General features: G+C 60.7%; 21 protein-coding genes. 6 read left to right on the top strand and 15 right to left on the bottom strand.

Annotated features, from left to right (window positions below; translation table 11 throughout):
* Nucleotides 1-4 precede the first annotated feature (4 nt).
* From fdhF to ACP90_RS10735, 3 genes are read left to right on the top strand one after another with little or no spacing between them, the layout of a single operon-like run.
* The gene (fdhF, locus tag ACP90_RS10745) at nt 5-2,848 is read left to right on the top strand and encodes a formate dehydrogenase subunit alpha (protein WP_208993567.1); all 2,844 of its coding nucleotides are present in this window, start codon (nt 5-7) and stop codon (nt 2,846-2,848) included.
* A 6-nt stretch (nt 2,849-2,854) separates the two neighbouring features.
* A complete protein-coding gene (gene fdhD / locus ACP90_RS10740) occupies nt 2,855-3,673 on the top strand; it encodes a formate dehydrogenase accessory sulfurtransferase FdhD (RefSeq protein ID WP_062488322.1) in 819 nt (272 codons plus the stop codon).
* On the top strand, nt 3,663-3,866 hold the full coding sequence (locus tag ACP90_RS10735; protein ID WP_062488321.1) for a formate dehydrogenase subunit delta: 204 nt from the start codon (nt 3,663-3,665) through the stop codon (nt 3,864-3,866). Before fdhD ends, ACP90_RS10735 begins: the two co-directional genes overlap by 11 nt.
* Nucleotides 3,867-4,083: 217 nt before the next feature.
* On the opposite strand, the gene ACP90_RS10730 is transcribed toward ACP90_RS10735, so the two are convergent.
* The 7 genes from ACP90_RS10730 to ACP90_RS10700 form a co-directional block, all read right to left on the bottom strand.
* Nucleotides 4,084-4,761 (bottom strand): hypothetical protein, encoded by a 678-nt coding sequence (locus ACP90_RS10730; protein WP_062488320.1) that lies wholly within the window; start codon nt 4,759-4,761, stop codon nt 4,084-4,086.
* The gene (locus ACP90_RS10725) at nt 4,758-6,500 is read right to left on the bottom strand and encodes an ABC transporter ATP-binding protein (RefSeq protein WP_062488319.1); all 1,743 of its coding nucleotides are present in this window, start codon (nt 6,498-6,500) and stop codon (nt 4,758-4,760) included. The genes ACP90_RS10730 and ACP90_RS10725 overlap by 4 nt, the downstream gene beginning before the upstream one ends.
* 174 nt (nt 6,501-6,674) lie before the next feature.
* The gene (gene peaD / locus ACP90_RS10720; RefSeq protein ID WP_062488318.1) at nt 6,675-7,766 is read right to left on the bottom strand and encodes a quinohemoprotein amine dehydrogenase subunit beta; all 1,092 of its coding nucleotides are present in this window, start codon (nt 7,764-7,766) and stop codon (nt 6,675-6,677) included.
* Between the two features lie 36 nt (nt 7,767-7,802).
* Nucleotides 7,803-8,135, bottom strand: a complete 333-nt coding sequence (gene qhpC, locus ACP90_RS10715) for a quinohemoprotein amine dehydrogenase subunit gamma (RefSeq protein WP_006932572.1) — start codon at nt 8,133-8,135, stop codon at nt 7,803-7,805.
* A complete protein-coding gene (peaB, locus tag ACP90_RS10710; RefSeq protein ID WP_062488317.1) occupies nt 8,132-9,568 on the bottom strand; it encodes a quinohemoprotein amine dehydrogenase maturation protein in 1,437 nt (478 codons plus the stop codon). Before peaB ends, qhpC begins: the two co-directional genes overlap by 4 nt.
* Before the next feature lie 17 nt (nt 9,569-9,585).
* Nucleotides 9,586-11,151 (bottom strand): quinohemoprotein amine dehydrogenase subunit alpha, encoded by a 1,566-nt coding sequence (gene peaA, locus ACP90_RS10705; RefSeq protein ID WP_201030464.1) that lies wholly within the window; start codon nt 11,149-11,151, stop codon nt 9,586-9,588.
* Nucleotides 11,148-12,494, bottom strand: coding sequence for a lycopene cyclase family protein (locus ACP90_RS10700; RefSeq protein ID WP_208993503.1), 1,347 nt, complete (start codon nt 12,492-12,494; stop codon nt 11,148-11,150). Before ACP90_RS10700 ends, peaA begins: the two co-directional genes overlap by 4 nt.
* Nucleotides 12,495-12,736: 242 nt before the next feature.
* On the opposite strand from ACP90_RS10700, the gene ACP90_RS10695 reads away from it, so the two are divergent.
* Nucleotides 12,737-13,762 carry an AraC family transcriptional regulator gene (locus ACP90_RS10695; RefSeq protein ID WP_062488315.1) on the top strand — a complete coding sequence of 342 codons (1,026 nt, stop codon included), beginning with the start codon at nt 12,737-12,739 and terminating at the stop codon, nt 13,760-13,762.
* 49 nt (nt 13,763-13,811) lie between these two features.
* On the opposite strand, the gene ACP90_RS10690 is transcribed toward ACP90_RS10695, so the two are convergent.
* Both ACP90_RS10690 and ACP90_RS10685 read right to left on the bottom strand, forming a co-directional pair.
* A complete protein-coding gene (locus tag ACP90_RS10690; protein ID WP_062488314.1) occupies nt 13,812-14,852 on the bottom strand; it encodes a glutathione S-transferase C-terminal domain-containing protein in 1,041 nt (346 codons plus the stop codon).
* 75 nt (nt 14,853-14,927) lie between these two features.
* Nucleotides 14,928-15,494, bottom strand: a complete 567-nt coding sequence (locus tag ACP90_RS10685) for a hemerythrin domain-containing protein (protein WP_062488313.1) — start codon at nt 15,492-15,494, stop codon at nt 14,928-14,930.
* Nucleotides 15,495-15,643: 149 nt separating this feature from the next.
* Between ACP90_RS10685 and ACP90_RS10680 the strand changes: the two genes are divergently transcribed.
* Nucleotides 15,644-16,564 carry a LysR family transcriptional regulator gene (locus ACP90_RS10680; RefSeq protein WP_062488312.1) on the top strand — a complete coding sequence of 307 codons (921 nt, stop codon included), beginning with the start codon at nt 15,644-15,646 and terminating at the stop codon, nt 16,562-16,564.
* Between the two features lie 40 nt (nt 16,565-16,604).
* On the opposite strand, the gene ACP90_RS10675 is transcribed toward ACP90_RS10680, so the two are convergent.
* From ACP90_RS10675 to ACP90_RS10650, 6 genes are all read right to left on the bottom strand, one after another.
* On the bottom strand, nt 16,605-17,381 hold the full coding sequence (locus ACP90_RS10675; RefSeq protein WP_062488311.1) for an SDR family oxidoreductase: 777 nt from the start codon (nt 17,379-17,381) through the stop codon (nt 16,605-16,607).
* Nucleotides 17,378-18,364 (bottom strand): D-erythronate dehydrogenase, encoded by a 987-nt coding sequence (gene denD, locus ACP90_RS10670; RefSeq protein WP_062488310.1) that lies wholly within the window; start codon nt 18,362-18,364, stop codon nt 17,378-17,380. The genes ACP90_RS10675 and denD overlap by 4 nt, the downstream gene beginning before the upstream one ends.
* A 204-nt stretch (nt 18,365-18,568) precedes the next feature.
* The gene (locus tag ACP90_RS10665; protein WP_062488309.1) at nt 18,569-19,495 is read right to left on the bottom strand and encodes an SRPBCC family protein; all 927 of its coding nucleotides are present in this window, start codon (nt 19,493-19,495) and stop codon (nt 18,569-18,571) included.
* Nucleotides 19,492-19,833, bottom strand: coding sequence for a metalloregulator ArsR/SmtB family transcription factor (locus ACP90_RS10660; protein ID WP_023000773.1), 342 nt, complete (start codon nt 19,831-19,833; stop codon nt 19,492-19,494). Before ACP90_RS10660 ends, ACP90_RS10665 begins: the two co-directional genes overlap by 4 nt.
* A gap of 208 nt (nt 19,834-20,041) precedes the next feature.
* Entirely contained in the window at nt 20,042-20,809 is a 768-nt protein-coding gene (locus ACP90_RS10655; RefSeq protein WP_286145753.1) for a glutaredoxin, read from the bottom strand.
* 148 nt (nt 20,810-20,957) lie between these two features.
* The gene (locus ACP90_RS10650) at nt 20,958-22,349 is read right to left on the bottom strand and encodes a PLP-dependent aminotransferase family protein (RefSeq protein WP_062488308.1); all 1,392 of its coding nucleotides are present in this window, start codon (nt 22,347-22,349) and stop codon (nt 20,958-20,960) included.
* A gap of 261 nt (nt 22,350-22,610) precedes the next feature.
* Here ACP90_RS10650 and ACP90_RS10645 point away from each other — a divergent pair, with 261 nt between their 5' ends.
* Nucleotides 22,611-23,471, top strand: coding sequence for a DMT family transporter (locus ACP90_RS10645; protein ID WP_062488307.1), 861 nt, complete (start codon nt 22,611-22,613; stop codon nt 23,469-23,471).
* The last annotated feature ends 3 nt before the right edge of the window (nt 23,472-23,474 follow it).

Genomic DNA, 23,474 nt, shown 5'->3' with positions numbered 1-23,474 from the left:
CGACATGGGCACTCCGGCAAAGGAAGGCGCTCCGGTCACACTGACCATCGATGGCTTCGAGGTCACTGTGCCGGAAGGCACCTCGGTGATGCGCGCGGCCTCTGAAATCGGTCTTCAGGTTCCCAAGCTTTGCGCAACGGACAGCATCGACGCCTTCGGTTCCTGCCGCCTTTGCGTGGTCGAGATCGAGGGCCGGCGCGGCACACCTGCCTCCTGCACCACACCGGTTGCGCCGGGCATGGTCGTTCACACCCAGTCCTCCAGGGTCAAGCAGATCCGCAAGGGCGTGATGGAGCTCTACATCTCCGACCATCCGTTGGACTGCCTGACTTGCGCTGCCAATGGCGATTGCGAGCTGCAGGACATGGCCGGCATGGTCGGTCTGCGTGATGTCCGTTACGAGCCGGGCCGCAACCACTTCGAACAGCGTACCTCTGTTGGGCCGAACCCGGAGTATATCCCGAAGGACGTTTCCAACCCCTATTTCGCTTATGACCCGGCCAAATGCATCGTCTGCTCGCGTTGTGTTAGGGCCTGCGAAGAGGTTCAGGGCACCTTTGCCCTGACCATCGAGGGCCGTGGTTTTGAAAGCCGTGTTTCGCCGGGGGCGGCGTTCGACGATTTCCTGTCTTCCGACTGCGTGTCCTGTGGCGCCTGCGTGCAGGCCTGCCCAACCGGCACGCTTCAGGAAAAATCCGTCATCGAACTGGGAACGCCGGAACGTTCCGTCGTCACTACTTGCGCCTATTGCGGCGTCGGCTGCTCGTTCAAGGCTGAACTCAACGGCGACGAACTGGTGCGCATGGTGCCTTACAAGCACGGCAAGGCCAATCGCGGCCATTCCTGCGTCAAGGGTCGCTTCGCCTATGGCTATGCGACCCACAAGGACCGGATCCTCAACCCGATGATCCGCGACAGCATCGATCAACCCTGGCAGGAAGTTTCCTGGGACGAGGCCCTCAGCTTCGCCGCCAACCGCCTGCGCGGCCTGCAGGAAAAGCACGGCCGCAAGTCCATCGGTGTGATCACCTCCAGCCGCTGCACCAACGAGGAAACCTTCCTTGTGCAGAAGCTGACCCGGGCGGTCTTCGGCAACAACAACACCGACACCTGTGCCCGTGTCTGCCACTCGCCGACCGGCTACGGCCTTGGCCAGACCTTTGGGACCTCTGCAGGAACGCAGGATTTCGATTCCGTCGAACATACCGACGTCGTCATCGTGATTGGCGCCAACCCGACCGACGGTCACCCGGTCTTTGCCTCCCGCCTGAAGAAGCGCCTGCGTGCCGGTGCCAAGCTGATCGTTATCGACCCGCGCCGCATCAATCTGGTGAAATCGGCTCACATCGAGGCGTCCCACCATCTGCAGCTGCGTCCCGGCACAAACGTTGCCGTGGTAACCGCCCTCGCCCATGTCATCGTCACAGAAGGTCTTTTCAACGAAGACTATATTCGCGAACGTTGCGACTGGGACGAGTTCCTGACCTATGCCGACTTCGTTCGCGATCCGCGCCACAGCCCGGAAACCAGCGAAGGCCTGACCGGCGTTCCGGCGGAAGAGCTGCGCAAGGCGGCCCGCTTGTTCGCGACCGGCGGCAATGGCGCGATCTACTACGGCCTCGGCGTGACGGAACACAGCCAGGGCTCGACCACGGTCATGGGCATCGCCAACCTTGCAATGCTCACGGGCAATGTCGGGCGAAAGGGTGTTGGCGTGAACCCGTTGCGCGGCCAGAACAACGTCCAGGGCTCCTGCGACATGGGCTCCTTCCCGCATGAACTTCCGGGCTACCGCCATGTGAAGAACGAGGACGTCCGCGCGATCTTCCAGGACATCTGGGGCGTTGAGATCGATGCCGAGCCGGGCTTGCGCATCCCCAACATGCTGGATGCCGCTGTCGATGGCAGCTTCAAGGGGCTCTATTGCCAGGGCGAGGACATTCTCCAGTCGGACCCCGACACCAAGCATGTGGCGGCCGGCCTTGCAGCCATGGAATGCGTCATTGTTCACGACCTCTTCCTGAACGAAACCGCCAACTACGCCCATGTCTTCCTGCCCGGTTCCACGTTCCTGGAAAAGGACGGTACCTTTACCAACGCCGAACGCCGCATCAACCGCGTGCGCAAGGTGATGGCGCCGCGCAACGGCTATTCCGACTGGGAGATCACCCAGATGCTCGCCAACGCCATGGGTGCAGGATGGACCTATAGCCATCCGTCCGAAATCATGGCTGAAATCGCTGCAACCACGCCCTCCTTCGCCGGCGTCACCTACGATCTGCTGGAGGAAAAAGGGTCGGTGCAATGGCCCTGCAACGAAGCCTCGCCGGATGGCACGCCGCTCATGCATGTCGATGGTTTCGTGCGTGGCAAGGGCCGGTTCATTGTCACCGAGTATGTGGCGACGGACGAGAAATCCGGACCTCGCTTCCCGCTGCTTCTGACCACCGGCCGTATCCTGTCCCAGTACAATGTCGGTGCCCAGACCCGGCGAACCGACAACGTTATCTGGCACGATCAGGATCTTCTGGAAATCCACCCGCATGACGCGGAAAACCGCGGACTGAAGGAAGGCGACTGGGTGAAGCTGGCATCGCGTTCCGGAGAGACCACCTTGCGGGCCCATCTCACCGACAGGGTCAGTCCCGGCGTTGTCTACACCACCTTCCACCATCCGGACACCCAGGCGAATGTCATCACGACCGACTTCTCCGACTGGGCCACAAATTGTCCGGAATACAAGGTGACGGCGGTTCAGGTCAGCCTGTCCAACGGACCGACCAACTGGCAGGAAGACTATGCCGCCCAGGCAGCTATGTCCCGGCGGATCCTGCCGGCTGCGGAGTAACTGGTGATGGATCGCCCGCTCTCCCGCTCCATGCCGGGCCGTGCCGTCCACGCGGACGGCCAGGTGGCGGTCGCGAGAAGCCTGCCGGAGGAAAGCCCTGTTGCGCTCGTCTTTGATGGCACCACGCAGGCGGTGATGATGGCAACGCCTGGCGATGTTGCCGACTTTGCCGTCGGATTTGCCCTGAGCGAAGGCATCATCAGCTCGATCACCGAAATCGAAGCCTTCGAGGAGGTCTCTCATGACCGCGGCATAGAGGCTCGACTTTGGTTACGCGCAGACCGCTCGAAACGGCTTCTTGCCCGCCGCCGTGCCATGGCCGGTCCGGTTGGTTGCGGCTTGTGTGGCATCGAAAGTCTGGATCAGGCCCTGCGACCTTTGCCGAAGGTCGACGCAACAACAGTCCTGTCCCGCCAGGATGTGGCCAGAGCGACCGATGCGCTCAGCCGGCTGCAGCCGCTTCGGGACCAGACGCGCGCCACCCACGCCGCCGGTTTCCTCCAACCGGGCAAGGGCGTGGTCGTGGCGCGCGAGGACGTTGGCCGCCACAATGCGCTCGATAAGCTGATCGGCGCCCTTGCCCAAGCCGGGACCGACCCCGCAACCGGCGCTTTCGTCCTCACCAGCAGGCTGTCGGTGGAACTGGTGCAGAAATGCGCCTTCGCCGGCTGCCCGGCCCTGATTGCCGCCTCGGCCCCGACGTCGACCGCACTTCGCCTCGCCGACGAGGCCGGCATAACGGTCGCCGCATTTTCAAGGGACGGCGGGTTTGATCTTTACGCGCATCCAGAGCGCGTCTTATCCGGAGTTGCAGATGTCGCCTGAAAAGATGGTCTATATGGCCAACCAGATCGCCACCTTCTTCAAGACCCAGCCAGGCGTTGACCAGGCGGAGAAGGTCGCGAACCATCTTAAGGACTTCTGGGAGCCGCGCATGCGCGACCAGTTGAGAGCCCATGTGGAAGCCGGCGGTGCCGGTCTCGACGCGGTCGTCCTGGAAAGCGTGCGCAGGCTCTGACGGGAGGGTTTCCCTCTTCTTTGCCACGATACTGAAATTCGGAAAATCTGCCGCTGCGAATATGCGGCCCATCCTTCGAGACGGACCTGACGGTCCTCCTCAGGATGAGGTCGAAAGTGAGATTTCGGCCTCGCAACAAATACAACCTCATCCTGAGGAAGCGAGAAGCGCTGTCTCGAAGGATGGTCCACAAACTCCGGCCTCTTTTCAAATAAGACTACCCGCCGGCAGATACCCCGGCCGCTCCGCTGCCCGCAAGCGTCCCATCCCCGCGCCGTTCCCGCCCCCGGTAACGGACAAAGGTCTCCAGCCCGACCAGGGCATTCGTTTCAGACCCCTGAACCGATCTCGCCAGCAGTCCGGCGAGATGCGCTGCCGCCGCGCTGGCGCCGCGAATATCCTCTCGTCCCGCCGCGATCGGGCAAGCGCCATACGCTGCGTGCGGCAGGTCCAGCCGCGATAGGTCATTCGGCCTGCAGCGGGCATCCCCCTGCACTGACAGGACGCCTGTAATTGCCGCCGGATAGGCGTTCCCACCGCGCGCCGGAGCAGAACCGACAATCAGACTACCCGCCTGCTGTAGCCGGGCCACTGCCACCGACATCTCGATGGAAGATCGCACCATGCCGAAGGCACACAGGACAATGTCGGGTGGATCTTCGGCAAGCCAGCTCAAGGCAGCGCAGATGGCGTCAAGCGTGGTCGAAAGCTGCCCCGGAAACACAACAGCGTTGAGAAGCAAAACATCTTCCGCATGAGTGCACACGGTCTGCACCATCGCCTCCGCATGCCCTGAGGCAAGTTCAGCGCCGTCCGGCCTGCAGAACCATTCCTGTCCAGCCAGGCCTGGCCAGTCCCCCGGCAAGGCACCGTCTATCAGCCCGACCCTGATCAAACCCCGACCTCTCTTGCTTGCAGCACCAGCTCACTGTCAAAGATCCCATACCGTTCCGTGTCCCCATGCGTGACGACAAGGCGGGTACGATCACCAAACCGGGTATCGATCCGGGTCATGATCCGTGACACCCGGTCCGCATCAACCTCCGAAAGGCTTTCATCCAGGATCAGCACCTGGAACGGCTGCAACAGGGCGCGGGCAAGGCACAGCCGCTGACGTTCTCCGCCGGAAAGGTCAAGCCCTCCCTCGCCAAGAACCGTTTCAAGTCCCTTGCCAGAAAACCGGTCCTCCAGCTCCACGAATTGCAGAACGGCATGCATGTCTTCCTCGGCTGCCTCAGAAGACCCGAGACAGAGATTGTCCGCCACTGTTCCGGAAAAGACATGCCCCTTTTGTGGCACAAGGGCGACAACCGTGCGGAGATCTTGAAGAGAGAGATGACGTAAGTCCGTACCATCCAGAAGGATCGTTCCGGCCTTCGGGTCGTCATGGCGTTGAAGCAGCGACAGAAGCGACGTCTTGCCGATGCCGGATGGACCGCACAGCCGGACTTTCTGTCCTTTGGGGACGATGAGGCTAACATTCTCAAACAGCGGCACGCCGCCATCCGGTGCATAGGCAACACCTGCCAGCACCAATTCACCACCACCGGCAGTCAGTGGCACAGGTGATAACGGGTCCTGGACATCCGGTACGGCACTCATGATCCGGTCGAGCCGGTCGAGCGCCGCTTTCATGCGCGCCTGTCCGTGCCAGAGGGAAATGAGCGACTGCATCGGCCCGATCAGGAACGCGAGGTAGGCGGTGAAGGCGATCAGAGACCCGAGCGGCATGGTGCCGTCGATCACCGCGAGCCCGCCAATCAGAAAAACCGCACCACGCAGGAGCGCCGTCAGCACCATAGGCACCGCGCGCGTTACTTCGTTCCACATCTGCGCAGACATCAATGCTGCGACAAGGCCCTGTTGCCGTGTTTCGATCCGTTTTGCCGCAGCTCCGGTCGCATTCAAAGCCCGCAGCGCGGAAAGCCCGGTAATCGTCTCCGCAAGCCCGGATGCGAGCACACCGCGCGCTTGCCGTACCTCAGTTGCCTTCGCTTGGGTGACGGGTCGTGCACGGGCGAAAAACAACAGTTCGACCGGTGCCAGTGCCAGTGCAAGAAGAGCCAGCTTGGGCGCCAGCACAAACAACATGACCAGGCCGCCCACCAGTCTCAGAAGGCTGCCACCGCCGTTCACCAGCACGGCAAACGTGAATTGCTGTACTTCCCCGGCATCGCCATCAAGGCGGCTCATGAGTTCGCCGATGGATTGTTTGGCCTGCCAGCGGGGCGACTGGGCAAGGATCCTGTCGACGGCCGAACGGCGCAGGTCCTTCAGCAGCCTTGCCGAAAACCTCAGGTGCAGCAAGGAATTCAGTGCGCCCAGCGCCAGTGCTGCCAGGCCAACCCCAAAAAGGATGGCCACAAAAACCACAAGTGCGTGCTTGTCGCCAGCCATCAGGCCCCGATCGATGACAAGCTTGGTCAAGTAAGGCGGCACAAGCGCCGCACCTGCCGCCACAAGGGACAACAGGAACAGCATTGCCAGCGGCCAGCGGTATGGCGCGACCAGCGGCACCAGCCACGCCGCCTCACGGGTACCGAAGACCCGGTTGAACAACCCACGCAGCAGCGAAGGCCGGGACGACATGGTCCCGGCCCGGTCTGCTCCTCTCAAGGAAACTGCCTGTTTCATCCGTGTTCCTTGTTTGCAACCTCCCCATTGTCGTCCCCGCGAAATCGGGATCCCGGTAATCACCGGCAATGAGATTGGAGCACTTCAGTCGCCATCGGGAATACCGGGTCCCGATTTGCCGCTGACGCAGCAAACCGGGACGACAACCGGGATCCTCGCAGGTTCGGTTCTCTCCTAGCTTCCGGTGCTGATCACCTGCATCGTACCGGCGGCCATGTCGCCGCCCGAAGGCAGGAGGATTTCACCGATACGTTCCAGGGTTTCTGCATCATAGACGCCAATGTCGTCATTGGTGCCGCCGACATAGATCTCCTTGCCGTCGGACGAGATGTTCACACAGTAATAGGTGTGTGGCAGGTCGACCCGCTTGATCAGCTCTTTCTTCTCGACATCATGCTTGGAAAGCTGGGTATAGACACCGTAAAGCTTGCTCTTGTCGTTGGGGTCACGCACGGCGGAGAACATGATCACTTCCAGGCTGGCGAAATCCTGGATATCGCTTTCCCCAGTCGTCAGATCGACCGACTGGTACCCCCAGACGAAATCGGCGATCTCGCTCATCGACTCATCGGTGAATTTGGCGGCCGAATAAAGCAGCATGAACTCGTCTGCCTGTGTACCGATGGGCCAGAAGGCAAGGACGTCCGGCGGAGAATAAGTCGGCCGGTCCCAGGTGGCATTCTTGATCTTGATGGAGATTTCGCCGGTCTTCGGGTCAATCGCATAGATCTCGTGCCCGGCGGCATAGAGCATGCCATCACGCCCGGTTGCCATCACCGTCATGCGGCGGGGACTCGGGAACGTGCGGGCCGGTTTGGCGTCAAGACCGGCTGCTGTCTCATAGACCGCGATTTCCGGTTCAAGAACCTCGTATCGGTCGGCAAGCAGGCGAACCGGATTGCGCACCGTGTAGACCTCCTTGCCATCCTTGGAGACGGCCAGCGAGGCGATCGACTTGCGCCGGATGTCGCTTTCTGACTGATGCGCGGAAAACACTGTCTCGCAGGTGGCAAGGTCAATGCCGAAAACATCCTCCCAGCGATTGCCGAGGATATAGGCGATCTTGTTGTCCGGCGAGACGACGATGACACCGGGGATCAGGTTGAAGTCGAGCTTGCAGTCGGTCTCTATCGTCCGTGCCTTGGCGTCGATCACGTAAAGCCGGTCGGGCTTTGCGGCCGTGACAATCAGATCCTTGGCGAGGGCCGGCAGAGCGGTAAGGCTCAAGGCCAGGGCTGCGCTTGCCGCAGCAATAAGGTTTCGCATCGGGTTTCTCCGAATATCTTGAAGGGCGTCAGCCGGTCAGGTTTCGCTGTCGGACGGGAAAACCGTTCCGAGCGAGCGCCAGTCCTTGCCGGCATTGTCGGCATCGGCGTTCCAGTCCCGATAGGAATTGATGGTGTCCGGCACCTGGGCCGGCCACCAGCAAGGGTCCGAACAGCCATAAAGATCGGCCTCCATCGGTTGGCACAGGGCGGCGACACCGCCGAACGGGTCGACTTCCCAGCCGGGATCGAGGGTCGATGTGCAACCAACCACAACGGTCTGCATGGCCCGCACTTCGTCCATCTTGTCGGTTTCGACCGCAGTGACGACGCGGTCGGCTTTCTGGTTAAGGGGTTTCAAATGTCTCATTTGCCGAATGCCCTCCGAGGCATGATGTGATCCGAAAAGAAAGCCGGAGCGCCGGCGATCAACTCGCCATAGACGCCGATGCCGAAATCCACCCAGTCGCGCATGAGGTCGCAATAGTGGTAGGTCGGCTTCATCGGATCGGAGAAATGGGCGTAACTCTCGTGGTAGCAGCCACCCGCACAGATGTTGCGGATGCGGCAGGTGGAGCAGCCCTTGTCGGTGCGATCCGCCCGGTCTTCGATGAAACGGGCAAGCTTCTGCTTTTCAATTCCGCCGTCGACCGTGCCATAGGTCTCCATGTCGGACCCGGTGAACCGATGGCAGAGATTGAGACCGCCCTCGTGATCAACTGCCAGCATGCCGAGCCCTGCCCCGCAAGGCAGTGCCTTTGACCGGCCTTCGTAAAGGTCGTTCATGAGCTGGTGCATGTTGGAAAAGCCTATGTTGCGGCCAAGAAGCGCTTCATCCCGGTAGTGCCGTCCAAGACGTTTCATCTCGTCGAACACTGTCTGAAGCTCGTCGCCGGTCAGGTTGAACGGCGCGATGGGACCGGAGGTCACCGGCGAGAAGCCGACTTCATGAAAGCCGATTTCGTTTTTCAGGTGATCCCAGATCTCGTAGACGGCAGTCACACCATGGGTCAGCGTCACTCGCCCGCCGACCGGGCGGGAGGTGTAACGCTCCAGCAGCATCCTGGTCTTGGAGGCAACGACGTTGTAGGTGCCCTTGCCGCCGACTGTCTTGCGGTTCTTGTCGTGAAGCGCCTTCGGCCCGTCCATCGAAACGGTCAGACCGAACCGGTGGGCATTGAGCCAGTCGACGATCTCCTCGGTTAGAAGCGTCGCGTTTGTCGTCAGGGTAAAGTCGACGCGCTTGCCGAGAGTGCCGAAGCGGTCTTCCGCATAGGCAACGACTTCCTTGATCAGGGCCAGGTTGCTGAGCGGTTCGCCGCCGAAGAAGACAACATTATAGCTGTCCCGGTCGGGGCTTTCCGCCAGCAATAGTTCGATCGAGCGCTTCGCCGTCTCGAACGCCATGCGCCGGCCCTTGGACGGCGTATCCAGATCCTCTTTGTAGCAATAGGTGCAGGAAAGATTGCAGCCCGTGTTGACGTTGAGAACGATCGTCGTCAGCGGGAAGTTCTGGATGTGGATAGGCGGCCGTTCCGCCCGTGGCGGGCGGCCGTCGGTGATAATGTCGAGATCGAGAAACGAACGGATCCGTTCTGTTACCTCAAGCGGATCGACCCGGCCGCTGAACCGTTCCCGGACATCGGCTTCGGAAACCCTGGTCCGGTCTCTGAAGAGGTCAATCACGTCATTGTCGAGCCGATCGATCTCGAACAGAGATGTCGTCGGCACGTGGAAGAGCAGATGGCGTCCGTCCACTTCGACCCGGTGCGCATTCTGCGGCTGAAAAAAGAGATATCCCATGATTACAAACTCCTGTTTCAGCGGATCGGGGGATCGTTCCAGCGCTGCACCGTGACGATGAGCTGACCTTCGCCGGTCGCTTCGCCGCTGGTTGCCAGCACCTTCAGATTGCCCGCATTGTTGGTGGAGAACGGACGCTCGGTATTCGGACCTGCAACGCCTGGCATGAAGATGCCGAGCGTTTCATCCATCACACCTGCATATTCCGTATCTTTCAGGTGCTCGGCCTCTTCGTTGAAGGGCGCAACCGACCAGGATGCCGGCACGGAGCCGATACGGATATCGTCCTCGGTCCCCGGCTGACCGTCCGGACCATTCCAGTAACCGACCGCATCGAAGCGAGCGGGAACCTTGCCGGCAGACCCGCCACCGCCGCCGACACGGGCAACGGCAAAGGCCGGCTCCACCTTGAGGCTGTCGACATGGCTATAGACCGCCAGCGTCTCATCCGTGGTGGCGTCTCCGGACGCAACCGTGATCAGGCCATCGGTATCCGCCGCGGGAGAGACTTCAATTGCGGATCCATAAGCGTTGGTAGTGCCGCCGGTGGCTTCAAGCGCACCGCTGAGTGCAACATCGCCAAGCCCTGTGCCGACGATCTGGACCGTAGCGCTGCTACCGGCCGGAACCGTGGACGGCACGACGCCGACGATCGCAGGAGTCCCGCCAGCCTTGGCCGCCTTGAAGGAGCCTCCCAGACTATCTTCGGCATGCAGGAACTGGCGGCCGCTCAGGCTGCTGCCATCTTCGGAGATCGCCAGGATCTGCCGGTACTTCGTTCCGCCGATGTCCAGGTTGGCGCGCCATTCGTAGCCGGTATAGACGTTCAGCTTGCCGGAAAGGGTCAGCTCCTCGCCACCGACGGTCATCAGCGTACCGGAAACCGTATAGGGCTGGCTGTCACCGGAAACCTCAAGCGTGCCATAGGCCTCGCCCTTCTCCGGCAGGCTGGTTGCGAACACCCAGCTTCCAGCGGCCTCCGGCTTCTGTGCCTCCAGCCACGTGTTCCAGGCGTCGGACTCGAGCGGATAGCGCTCGGCCAATAGCGGCACCACTTCCTCGCGGGCCAGTTTCAGCCATTCACGATCACGCCCGAGCGCCTGATATTCCAGAGTTGGCCATTGACCGACATGGAAATCGATATGGAGCGCCCATTCCTCCTGGGTGCGCCGCTGAAGCTTGAAACGAGCGGCTGAATGGCAACGGGAGCACATTTCGCCGAGCGGAGCCTCGACCTCTTCCATATGCGCAGGTTCACGTTCCAGAACGTAACGCAGCCCTTCAGTCTCGCTGGGGGCAAGACCTTGCGTGTCCGATAGGTAGTGTACCAGCTCGCTCTGCACGGCAGGCTCTATTTCCATGCCATGGAAGAGCCGCATGCGCACGATGGTCATCAACCAGCCTTCGGGCGTCTTTCGCTGACCGCTGATGCGGCTGAGCGCACCGTTGTCGTCGGCCATGTGACAGCCGCTGCAATTTTCTTCCAGAAGCGTGGCACCGTCCTGCGCCCCCGCCGGAAGAGGCATCAGAAGCATGAGCCCGGCAAGGCCGGCCAGATGCCCCTTTCGCATTCGTTTGATCATGCTGTTTCCCTCGTTTTGGTCTGCTGTTGTTTTGTGCGGCTCAGCGAGCCATGCAGAAGTCCGCGGCTCTTTAGCCAGCCGAAGGCGGCCTTGAGCGCGGGAGACGGTGCGCCTGGCGGTGGCTGCGCCAAGGCGGAAGACGGAAAGAAAGGCTTCAGGTCGCCCACCGGAATGCCCGCGACATAAGCAACGCCGCCGGGATCCTGCGGCGTCACCAGCACTTCGCGCTCGACCAGGCGGTTACTTTCGACGACAACGCGCTTGTGCAGGCTGGTCTCGTACACGGTCGGATGTGACGGTTCGTCATCCGGCCATGAGACCCGTTCCGCCCAGTAAGGATTGCCGGAAAGGCCTGTTTCTAACCGGTAGAAATCGCGCCCTGTTCGCGCCTGACGCCAGAAGGTTTCCACGACGCGGTCCCGGTAGAACCGGGTGGCAAGATGGCTTCCTTTCTCCACGTTCTCGAGAACGGTCAACACGCTCGGCACCGCAGAAAGCGCGGACGACAGGGCCCAGAACAGGCCGTGACCGGACAAGGGATCGATAGCAACCGCGGCATCGCCAACAGGGATGACCGGCAGCTTCAACCGTGGAGCTGCCAGAACAAGACCGGCCGAGCGGGCAATCAATGGATCCTGGAAGACGAGGTCAGAGAACCGGCCAGCAAGTTGGTCCTGGGAAAGGAACCGGGCCATTCGTTCCCGCAAGGCTGCTTGTCCGGCTCCAACGAGATCATCCGCGCCAACGGAAATCTGCAGCCAGCGGCCAAAACCCGGATCTTCCGCCACCCAGAGCCAGCCTTCAGGGGTGGCCTCCACATGGGTACCGGCGGCACCTGCAGCTTGCGTGGCCAGTCCTGCAATTGCCAGGGTCTGTGGTCCCTTGAGGCGCTGGGCGGTAGAAGTCTGCCGTCCGCGTGCGTCGATCAACAGGCGAGCGCGGATCTCCTCACCGGTCGTAAGCTTCAACACGACGCCCTGCTGTTCGTCGGATTCCAGGATCCGGCCAAGGCGTGCCTGCCGGGTCTGTGCGCCTGCCTCAATGGCCGCACGCCTCAAGGCCTCGTCGAAGACATGGCGTCGAACCAGCCGCTCGCCATTGGCCGTTCCGGTGAGGCCAGCCCATGTCACGTGTCGGGGTAAGGGGGCGCTGGCAGCACCCAGCGTGTTGCCAAGTCCCTTGGCAATAAGAAGCTGCGCCACCCGCTCGCCGAGGCCTTCCAGCCTGGGCCGGCAGGTTGCCGGGTCGATCAGGAGCACGCTGAGCCCGGCACAGGCCAGCTCACGCGCTGTGAATGCACCGGCGGGTCCACCGCCGGCCACCGCCACATCGATGCAGGTCACCAAATCTGTTCCCTCGTCCGGACGCCCAAGTTTTCAAGGTGCTGAACCGGATCTCTCTGTACCTGCCATTAGAGAGAGGGCTTTTTCGTACTTCTCGACAATTTCGGCCAATCTTTGCCGGCCTATTGAAATCCCGAACTGGTCAATTGCAACAACTCCGGAACTCTGCTGTAGTTGAAGCTTCCACTTGCCGTTTACTGCGGCAGGTGGGCCAAGCGGGACTTTCGGGAGAGGCGGGGGTCATGCCAACAGGTGCCACGATCATCGCAGGTGCCTTGAGCGGTCTGCAGTCAATGCTGATCGACAAGGGGCTGGAGCCGGCAGCTCTGGGACGCCAGAGCGGCGTGCCTGTCGACGCCTGGCAGGACGCACACTTCGAAATCCCGCTTTATGCGTTTGTCGAGATCTACGAGCACGGCGCCGCCATGCTTGGCCAACCCGGCATCGGCTGGCAATCTGGCCCCAGGCTCAACCTTCACGACCTGGGCGAACTGGGCGAAGCCCTTCTGACTGCGTCCACCGTCGGTTCTGCGTTGCGAACGTTCGAACGCTTCATCAAATTCATCCAGAGCGAGACGGATCTGCAGCTGACCGTCGAAGACGGCGTTGCCACCCTCACCTACCGTATCCTCAATCCGGATATCTGGCCGCGCAGGCAGGATGCGGAATTCACGCTTTCCGTCCTGACAGAGCTCATCCGGCGTGGTGCCGGACCCAACTGGCAACCGGACCTCATCTGCTTCGAACACACGGCGGCGCGCCCGCTGTCGATCTGGGCGGAAACCGCGGGCAGCTTCTGCCTGTTCGACTGTGAAACGAACGCGCTCAGCTTTCCTGAAAAGGTCCTGTCCGCCTCAATGCCGCGCGACAGTGGCGGTGGCCATCGCAACGCCCTTGCCAGCTTGAGCGAGGCACTTGCCAACAAGGCCCGCACCAAGTCTTTGACCGCACGCACACGCACAGCCATCTACGAAGGGCTCGGCGCCGGGACGTCCGACCAGGAAGCCGTTGCCCGGCGCCTCGGCTTGTCGCGCCGCAGTCTGCACAGACATCTGGGTGAGGAAGGCTTGCGCTTCTCCACGCTTCTGGACGATTGCCGATACCGCATAGCCCGCCATGCCCTTGTCGACACCAGCCATTCCCTGGCGCAGATCGCTTTCGAACTGGACTATTCCGACCAGACCGCCTTCGAGCGGGCGTTCAAGCGCAAGACCGGCATGACGCCGAAGCAGTATCGGCAAAGCTACGGCCGAACGCCTGCGCGGTAGCTGACGCCTGAAAGACAGACCAACGACACGTATCTCGCCTCCACGCCACTTACGGCGCCCCTGCAAGTTCGGGATGCGAATAGGCCTGCGGATAAGGCATTGGCCGGAACGGCCCTAGCGGCACGACGTTGTTCCAGGAGCGCCCGAAATACCCCTGCCTGCAATGGACCAGCGAAGAACTGTCGGCAACACCCGGCAAGGCATGCACCCGACACAGCCAGTGCCAGAGATTGGGATAGTCCAGGATCCGCGCGCCGTTCAGCTTCATGCGCACAAAATAGACCGGGTCGTGCCGGTAAAGCGTCGGAAACAGCCTCAGGTCGGCTTCCGTAAAGCTCTCCCCGGTGAGAAACGGTCCACCATTCGCTGCCAGCCGGTCTTCCAGCTCTGCCAGCATGGTGAAGTAACTTTCGTATGCTGCCGCATAGACGCTCTGATCGGAAGAAAAACCGGCCTTGTAGGCACCATTGTTTATGCGTGTGTAGATTGCCTCGTTCAGGGCATCGATCTCCGACTGCAAATCCACATCGTTCGGATAAAGGTCAGGCCTTTTTTCCTGAACTATCGCACTGCCCAGCGCCCCGGCATGCGCGTTGAGCATGCGGATGATCTCGGCGCTTTCGTTGTTGACGATGCGCTGTTGCTTCTTGTCGTGAAGAACCGGGACGGATCGTTCATCAGACCCTTCGGCCCGGTATATCTGTTGCACCAGGCGCAGCCCCTCGCCCGTCGCCGTTTCCTCAGTGCATTCCGGCAATGGCGCACCCGTCAGGCTCGCAATCCGTCCGGGATTGAATTCCCAAAGGTTCTCCCCTGCCGGATCGTCTTTTTCAGTCCGGCCCGGAAAGGCGACATCCATGGAAACACCGGACTGAAGCCCGAGGATGTTTCGGGCAAGGGTTACACGGTGGCACCAGGGGCAATTGAGCGCGACAAAGAGATGATATCTCCCGGGTTCGGCCGGGAAATCCGCATCGCCGATAGCAGACCGAAAGCCGCTGACACCGCGCACGAACTCTCCTTGCGCACGTCGGCCGGCCGCATCAGACTGGTTTTCTTCCTTGGACAAATCGGCATTCGGCTTGGGCATCGTTTTCCTCCGGGGCTGTCAGTCTAGAACCAACAAGCGGCCGGGAGCAAAACCGCACCCGGCCGCTTGTTGCTGTTATCCGCGCAGGCGATGGTGAAGAATGATCGGCACTGCCAATTCCTCTTCATCACTCAGGTGGCGCGCCAGCAGGCTTTCAATCGTCCCGGTTACCGGCTGCAGCTTGCCGGCTTCCTCGCGGGCCTGCGCTTCGTCCAGCTGGACCAGCTTGATGGCGCGATTGGCGGTTCGCGAGAGCTGGAACAGCATCGCGTCCAACGCCTCGTGGTCCTTCTCTAGGATCTCCAGTCCCTTCTCGAAACGCGGGTCGGCCTCACAGAGTTCCGGAAAGTAGCTCTTGTCTTCCCAGGTGTGGTGGCCATGGAGATTGCGTACCAGCAGATCGCCGTAACGAGAGAGCCTTGCAGCAAAATCGTCCGGGTCTCTCAGCTTCTCCAGATAGGCTTCCGTTTCGAGACGAACCAGTTCCGCCAACTGCCGGAACATCACATGTGCCCCCAGCCAGTTGCTGGTTTTCTCCTTGAAACCGGGATGTGCCTCCCAGGTATCGCGCGGATACGCATCCAGCAGAATGCGCATGTCCGCGGGCATTTCCGTGGTGCGAATTTCAATATCTGCGCTCATGACGTTTCCAATCTGATTGTTGGCGGGCCGGATAAGAAGGCACCTGGCGTGAAACGATCCGGCACTTCAGGTCTTGCCACAGATAGGAAGTTGCATTTTTCATAACCAGATATCAAAATCAGAGATCAACGTTCTGATTTGGAGAACACTTGGGACAGATAGAAGACCTGCGCCTGTTCGTTCAGGTGGTTGCCAGTGGCAGCATCTCGAAAGCCGCTGGAGAACTCGGCATTGCCAAGTCGGCCGTCAGCCGTCGCCTGTCCCTCCTGGAAGATCGCTATGGGACCCGTCTTGTCGACCGCTCGCCCGGCCATTGGGACCTGACCGAGCCCGGGCGCGAACTCTTTCAGCGCGCGAGCCGCGTCGTCAGCGATGTCGACGACATCGAGGACGATTTCCAGAGCAGCGGAACAGCCCCTTCCGGGCCCTTGTCGATTTCGATACCCAGAGATTTCGGCCACGGTTTCCTCAATGCGGCTCTGATCGATTTCCAGGCTCGCCACGCGGATATCCAGCTGACCGTGGATTTCGATGACCGGCTGGTCGATCTGGCCAGAGAGAACTACGACTTTGCGATCCGTATCACCGAAACGCGGCCCGAAGATGCCATCGCTCTGAAACTGGGTACCGTGGAGCATTGCCTCTTTGCCAGCCCCGACTACTTGCGCCAGCACCCTGCACCGCAATCGATCGAAGATCTGCAGCAGCACCGGCTTCTTCATTTCGGCTGGGCCAGGCGGACCGTTTGGGAGTTCCAAACGCAAAAAGGAAAGCGCCAGCAACTTGAGTTTCAGCCCGCACTCAATTCCAACAGTGGCGCGTTCCTGCTGGATGCAACCATCCTGGGGCATGGCATCAGCCGGCTGCCGGATTTCATCGTGACGGGCGCACTGGCAGCCGGACAGCTGGTGCCCCTGCTACCGGACATCGCTGTGCTGGCATGGGGCATCTATCTGCTCCACGCCCGCGAACGCCGCCTCAACCGTCGCATGCGCCTGTTTGCGGAGGAGATCCGGGCAGCTTGTCTTTCCGGCCTTGGCAACGAGCCGCAAGTCCCTGCCCCGGACTGAAACCCTTCCGCACTGAACTCGTTGCAACGCGAAGTCTAGATCAGCCACGCCCCACGAACGGCATGCCGGTTGCCATCACCGTCAACGTCAGCACATTGGCATCCAGCGGCAGGCTGGCCATGTAAGTGACGGCATTGGCGACGTGGGCAGGGTCAATGGTCGGCTCGGAAGCGGTTTCGCCATTTGCCTGCAGCACACCACCGCTCATTTTGGCCGTCATGTCACTGGCCGCGTTGCCGATGTCGATCTGGCCACAGGCAATATCGAAGGGACGTCCATCCAGTGCGGCCGATTTCGTCAGGCCGGTAATGGCATGTTTGGTCGAGGTGTAGGGAGCCGAATTCGGTCTTGGCGTCGTGGCCGAAATCGAACCGTTGTTGATGATGCGCCCGCCTCTAGGTTCCTGCGCCTTCATCATCCGGAAGGCCTGCTGGGTGCACAGGAAGGCACCAGTCAGGTTTGCAGCCACGACAGCGCTCCATTCCTCGAAAGAAATATCTTCCAGTGGAACGGACGAATTCGAGATCCCTGCGTTGTTGACCAGGAGATCGAGCCTGCCGAAAGTCTTCGAGATCTCGTCAAAAAGCATCTTCACAGATGCCGGGTCACCGACATCCGCGGCAATCCAAGAGACTTCATTGCCGCTGTTGCGGGAGAGTTCGGTCGCAGTCTTTTCCAGGACATCCTTGCGGCGGCCAGTGATCAGAACCCGCCAGCCAGCGCGGCTCAAACCAGCGGCAACTGCCTTGCCTACCCCCGTGCCGCCACCGGTCACAAGCGCGATCCTTCCTTTCACGTCAAATCCGTCTGCGGTCATGGATTTCTGCCTTCCAGTTCATCTTCGATATGTATGCGGATGATGTCGTCAAAGCTCGTTTCCGCCTGGAACCCAAGCTCCAGCGCACGCCTGGCATCGAAATTCCTCGGCCAGCCCTCAACGATCCGTGCAATAGCCTCATCCGGTTCCCGGCGGATAAGCCTGACAGCCTTTTCCCCCGCGACCCGCCGCAAGGCCTCGATCTGCTCCCCGACAGTGGCGGAAAGCCCCGGCAGCGTGACCGTTCTACGTGGACCGATGCCAGCAGCGTCCATCCGTGCGGCATGAACGAAAAAGCCGACCGCGGCACGTGGGCTGGCAAACCAGTGGCGTACGCTGTCATCCACCGGCAGAACAGCTTCCTGCCCGGCAAGCGGTTCGCGCATGATGTTGGAGAAGAACCCCGAGGCCGCCTTGTTTGGCCTGCCCGGGCGAATGCAGATGGTTGGCAGGCGCAGACCTATGCCGTCGAAAAAGCCCTTGCGGGAATAGTCGGCCAGCAGAAGCTCGGTGATCGCCTTTTGCGTGCCATAACTTGTCAGCGGCGTTGTAAAGAATTCATCGCCGATCTTTTCGGGAAACGGCTGACCAAACACTGCAATCGACGATGCGAAGATCACCTTCGGAAAATACGGCTCGCGAGCGCCTTCGATCCGGATCGCCTCAAACAATTCGCGGCTGCCGTCGAGATTGACCGCATAGCCCTTTTCAAACTCCTGCTCCGCTTCGCCGGAGACGATCGCCGCCAGGTGAAAGATGACATCGGGGCGCGAAGCGACCAGCGTCCGGGCGGCTCCTGCCTTCGAAAGATCCACGGTGACTGCCTCGGCAATACCGGGCAGCGCCGCTGGTGCGGTTGGCGAAACAGCATCGGCCAGCGTCAGCCGGGATACCTCAAACCCAAGAACCTCCGGCTGCGCAGCCAGCTTTTCAACCAGCTTGCGGCCAACCATACCGGCAGCGCCGATGACGAGAACATGCATGGAGGGTCTCCGCGGAACTTGATGGCAGGAACGTTCCTCGGGAGACTTGCGGAGATTGGACGGAAGGGCAAGGCGGATTAAGCGGAAAGGTGTTCTCCCGGCCGAAACACAACCTGAAAGACTTTACATTCGGCCAGTGAGCGGCCCGCAACAAAAGTGATCCCCCTGAGCCGCTTGCGCAAATCAGGGGGACAACGCGGTGGCTCAACCCGCCTTGATGAAGTTTTCCAATTTGCCCAATGTCTGCTGTCCAAGTTCCACAGCGCCAAAGCCCTTGGCTTCCTGGAATTCCGCAGCAGTGCTGAAGACCATGCCGAGCGTGACCTTCGTTGCGCCGTTCTCTTCCTCGAACGAGGCCCAGGCGTCGGCATGCTTCGGGCCATTCTCGCCCCAGAGCAGCGTATAGCTGAGCCGTTCATTTGGCCGAACGTCCGTGTAGAGATGGTGGTTCGGAAAAACCGTACCGTCAGGTGCGATCATGTCGAACACCCACTCGCCGCCTGCGCGCAGATCAATCCGGGTGGTGCGGCAGGAGAAGCCGTCCGGCCCCCACCATTGCGGCAGGGTTTCGGGGTTCATCCAGGCACCCCAGACAACGGTTCGTGGTGCACGGATCACCCGCTGCAAGATCATCGTGCGCTCGGCAGCGCCTGCCAGATTGTCCAGGCCAGCATTGAAGCCGTCCCGATATCCGCCTTCCATATTCGCGGCCAGCGAAGAAAGCTGCACGGTCACGGACAAGCGGCTGCTTTCACCCAGATCTGCGATCGACGCCGTAACCATCGCGACGGACTGAGTTTCTCCTTCGCACGAGATCACCTCGTAATTCACGCTGCGCAGAGGTGGCTGAAGGTCCAGCCAACCGCATTCGCAGCGCATATCCGGCTGACCATCCACCTTGCAGAGCGAAATTTCGCGTCCGCCTACCCTGGTGTCGGCTTCGAGAAATTCCACGGTAACGGCAGGTGACGGTGCCGCCCAGACAGCCCTTGCCGCCGGAGCGGTCCAGGCCTGCCAGAGGGTTTCGGCAGGGGCGGCCATGTCGCGCTCGAAGACAAGCGTCGCAAATCCGTTTCTTCCCTCGCCAGCCGCGTTGGAGGCAGTGTTGTTCAGAACCACGCTCTGCGTCATTCTCCGTTCTCCTTCATCACGTTCATTACAAACGCATCCAACCTGTCGAGGCGAGCCTCCCAGATGGCGCGCTGTTCATCGATCCATGTCCGCACCGGCTCCATGGCCTCCGGAACGATGGCGCAGGTGCGTATGCGTCCGTCCTTGGCGGTGGTGATGAAACCTGCCTCCTCCAGCACGGAAAGGTGCCTCATGACCGTCGGCAACTTCAGCCCGGTCGGCTCCGCAAGGTCCGTCACCCGCGCCGGGCCACTTGCGAGCCTTGTCAACATCGCGCGGCGCGTCGGGTCGGACAGCGCGTGGAACAACAGGGAGAGATCAGGATCATGCTTAGCCATATTGCTAAGTATTTCGAAATTCACATCAGGCGCAAGAAAAACTTCGTCAATTGGCTAAGTTTTAGCCTGAAACAGTCAGCAAGACAGAAACAAAAATCTTTCAAATCATATATTTAGAACCGAACTCTGAAAACTAGCTGCAAGGACGAAACTGGCCATTCTGCCGTCCATCCCCCTGGCTGCAGAAGCCAACGTGCTTCGCACCCCGTCATCCCATCAGCAAAACCCGAGCCGGCATCCACAGCCCCATGGCCGTCATCATCAGGCTTTCGGTCAATGAAACAAAGCCGAGCGGAACGGAAGAACTGCCGCCAACGCAGGCGCATTTCAGCTCCCGTTTCTCCAGATAAACCGCCTTGAATATGCTGATAGCGCCAATCAGACCAATAAAGAAAGAAACCGGCGCCGACAGCCAGACCAATGCACCGGCCGTCATCAGGATACCGGCGAAGGCTTCGGCATAGGGATAGATCCTGGAATAGGGAACCCAGCGCCGCGCCAGCAGGTCGTAGTTGAGAAACATCGTGGAAAAACTCTCCACGTCCTGCAGCTTCTGGATTGCGAGGATTGTCATGGAAAGCGACACGAACCATTCCACGGCCCGCAAGCTGAGCAGCGTTCCATATTGATGCCAGGAGAGGCCAAGCGCCAGAAGCAGGGCCACTGAAAAGATGGCGATCACGGGCCGATAGGTCGTGTCGCTACGCTCTTCCTCTGGCGGATCAAGTTTGAAATAGACGCGCAAAGAGTCATAGCCCCCGATCCGCTGGTTGCCGACGAAGGTTTGTGGGGTCGTCTCGACGCCGTGTTTTTCCATGAAGGCGTCTGTCTCCTCACGGGTGGTGAGGTGATGATCTTGAACCTCGAAGCCCTGCCGTTCCAGAAGGTCCTTCGATTTCAGGCCATAGGGACAGATGTGCCCGGGCATGACCATTCGGTAAAGCCTGGCGGTCTTTTGCTCGTCAGTGCCGTTCATCGGAAAAGCTCCTCAGTCAAACGGGGCCCGACCGGGAAACGACCACTCACTTCGGCATGATATTGATTGCGCGAGCATGCCTGTTCCGCACCGGCCGGCTGTAGTTTTCTGACAGGCAAACGCGGCGAGCCACGGATGGTTGCGAGGATCAGCCTAAAGCTGGATCTATCGCGCTTTCCAGCACGTCATAAACCTGGCCCTCGCCCATCTGGCTGACATTGAACCTCAGGAACCCGGTCATCGTCTGCGAAACACTGAAGACGTTGCCGGGGGCGAGCACGACGTTCCGGCGCAGCGCGGAGCGGGCAATGGCGGCGGCATCCCGGCCGTCCGGCAGACTGCACCAGAGGTAAAAGCCACCCTTGGGGCTGAGCCAGGGCGTTATACCGAGCCGCTCCAGCCTGTCGGCAACCTCACGCCGCTTCTTCGCAAGGCGCACCCGCAAGGCTTCCATGTGCTTGCGGTAACTGCCGTCGCTCAGGACGCCATAGACAAGATCGCTCGCGACAGGTCCTGGGCCACCGAAATTGGTGGCCACTTGCAGGTCAACAAGAGCCTCGATCCAGTCCGTTCGAGCGGCAATGTAACCGCAGCGCACGGACGCAGACAGGGTCTTGGAAAAGCTGCCGATGCGGATGACACGCTCCAGTCCATCGAGAACGGCAAGTCTTGGCAGGGGTTCCGGCGCAAAGCTGCCGAAAATATCGTCTTCTATCACCACCAGGCCGTGGGCTGTCACAAGGTTCAGGACCTTGTGCGCAACCTGGGGCGAGATCGTCGCGCCGGTGGGATTGTGAAGGCCGGAATTGGTGATGTAGAGCTTGGGCTTGTGCCGGGTCAGCGCTTCTTCGAACAGCTCGGTATCCGGTCCGCTGCGCGTGAACGGCACACCGGCAACCTCCACCCTGTGCGCCTTCAACAACGCCTGAAAGTTGAAGTAACACGGGTCATCGACCAGAACCGTGTCCCCCGGCCGCAAAAAGAAGCGGCAAATGAGATCGATGGCCTGTGTTCCCGATGGCGTGAGCAGCACTTGGCCAGGGTTCACCTCAAGGCCTTCTTCCGAGAACTGCCGGGCGAGCAGGTGGCGCAGGTTCAAAGCACCCCGTGTTTCGCCATAGTCGAACAAGTGGCCACCGCCGGTACGCGCCAGCGCTCGCAAGCCACGCTGCATGGCCTCGCTTGGCATCCAGTCCGCCGGCAGCCAGCCGCAGCCGGGTTTCAGAACATCCGGCCCGGCATCAAGCGACTGGCGCGACACCCAGAACGGGTCGATTTCCCGGTCAAGCTGCGGCCCGACGTCGGCGACCGAGAACGGACGGGCAGCATCGGCAACAAAAAAGCCGGAGCCTCGACGGGCATAAATGATGCCCTCTGCCGCCAGCCTGTCGTATGCGGTCACGACTGTTGACGGTGACACCCGCATTTTTGCGGCAAATCCGCGGATAGACGGCAACTTTTCACCAGGTTGCAGCAAACGGCTGGCGATCTTCCGCTTGACGGCTTCCATTACCGTGGCCGTGCGTGTGTCCTGTTCCATTCGTTTGTCCGCTGAAGTGTATGGCAAGTGTATACAGTACAGTTTTGCTAAATTGTATTGCACTGTCTCTGTCCTGACCAGCCCCGCCGGATTATTCCTGCCCCTTCAACGTGTCGTCCTGGACGTTCAGGAAGAGGCTACGTTCGGCAAGCCTCGCTTTTGTCTGCTGGCCTCTCGGCTTCGCAGGAGAGCAGGACGGATGCCGCAGCCTCCCTGACAGGCGTGTGAACCTTGAAAAACAAGACAGCAGAAAGACCAGACATGCAGGCATCGATGGCAGGATGGGGCAGCGGGCTCCTGGGCGTCCTCATTTTCAGCGGCTCCCTGCCGGCAACACGGGTTGCGCTCAGTGGTTTCAACCCGATGTTCCTGACGTCCGCCCGTGCCGTTGTTGCGGCACTCCTTGGCATTGCGTTGCTGCTAGTGCTGCGGCAGGCGTGGCCGGAGCGGCGCGACGTGATCTCGCTGCTGATTGTTGCGGCCGGTGTCGTCGTCGGCTTTCCGCTGCTGACGGCACTTGCCCTGCAACATGTCACTGCGGCCCACTCGATTGTCTTCATTGGCCTTCTGCCCCTGGCAACCGCCCTGTTCGGCATGTTGCGCGGGATGGAGCGTCCAAAGCCCCTGTTCTGGGTTTTCTCCTGTACAGGCAGTGCGGCTGTCGGCGCCTATGCACTGTCTCAAAGTGCGGACCTTTCACTCAAGGGCGACCTCCTGATGCTGGCGGCGGTCATTGTCTGCGGCTTCGGTTATGCAGAAGGTGGGGCCCTCTCCCGCCGTCTTGGCGGCTGGCAGGTCATTTCCTGGGCACTTGCACTTTCGCTTCCCGTCATGGGTACGCTAGCACTGCTGACATGGCCGGACAGTTTGACAAGCATCGAAATGCCTGCCTGGGTCGGGCTCGGCTACGTCTCGATTTTCTCGATGCTTGTGGGCTTCATTTTCTGGTACCGGGGCCTCGCCATCGGCGGCATTGCAGGTATTGGCCAGTTGCAACTGCTGCAGCCCTTTTTCGGGTTGATGCTGGCCAGCCTGCTGCTGCATGAACCGGTGTCTTCAACCATGCTCCTCGTCACCACCCTGGTGGTGGGCTGCGTTGCCGGCGCCAAGCGCTTCGCCTGAAGC

The organism is Labrenzia sp. CP4 (assembly GCF_001579905.1).
GTDB classification, from domain to species: Bacteria; Pseudomonadota; Alphaproteobacteria; order Rhizobiales; family Stappiaceae; genus Roseibium; species Roseibium algicola.
This window is presented reverse-complemented; position numbering and strand designations above follow the sequence as displayed.